Raw genomic sequence first — 650 nt, forward strand, 5'->3', positions numbered from 1 at the left:
TTCCGTGCATCGAACCGTCTCCTTTCATGTGCCGGTCCGTTGCTTATACACCTGTCTCATTTTCCGGGGCCACTTCACTGCCCCGTTATACAAGGAGAAAAAATGATAAAGACTTTCTTGCTGCTCGCACTTATCTTGATGCCTACATTTGCATGGTGCTTCCAAGACGAAGTAGCTGAGTGGACGGAAATGAACATAAGCTACAAATCAGGTGAAAAGATCGCAATTGCTCAAGAGAACCTAAAAATTAAATCGTTAGCTCTCATGTGGGAAGGAAAGGAAATAGAAATCCCAAGAGAAGAATTAGAAGGAATTTCCTTCCCGTTTTCAAACACCCTCTACCTGTCCTATAGCACCTTTCATTTCGGAGAGTTAAACGGAGTCCCCTATAAGGTCATCCATTTTCGCTATGGGCTTGAAAAGGATGAATCATTTGAGGAATTTCCAGAAGTGAGTTTCATCTTTTATAAGGGCGCATACCAAGAGCGTGATGTGAGGAGAAAGGTATCTGCTGATTCCTGGCAACATGAAGTGAAGAAACGTGGCAAGCCTGTTCAGACGGGTGGAACAGAGCAACAGTTGAGATGAAACTGTATAACACTCGGGTGCTGCTGTTTCCGCTACGCTCCACAGCAGACCCTCAAGCCGTT

At 44.9% G+C, this 650-nt stretch carries 1 protein-coding gene; it reads left to right on the forward strand.

What is annotated here, in order from left to right:
• On the forward strand, positions 1 to 588 hold a 588-nt coding region (locus KI811_RS18385), incomplete at its 5' end, for a hypothetical protein (protein ID WP_214187921.1).
• Between the last annotated feature and the right edge of the window lie 62 nt (positions 589 to 650).

It is taken from the genome of Geobacter hydrogenophilus, from assembly GCF_018501225.1.
Classification (GTDB): Bacteria; Desulfobacterota; Desulfuromonadia; order Geobacterales; family Geobacteraceae; genus Geobacter; species Geobacter hydrogenophilus.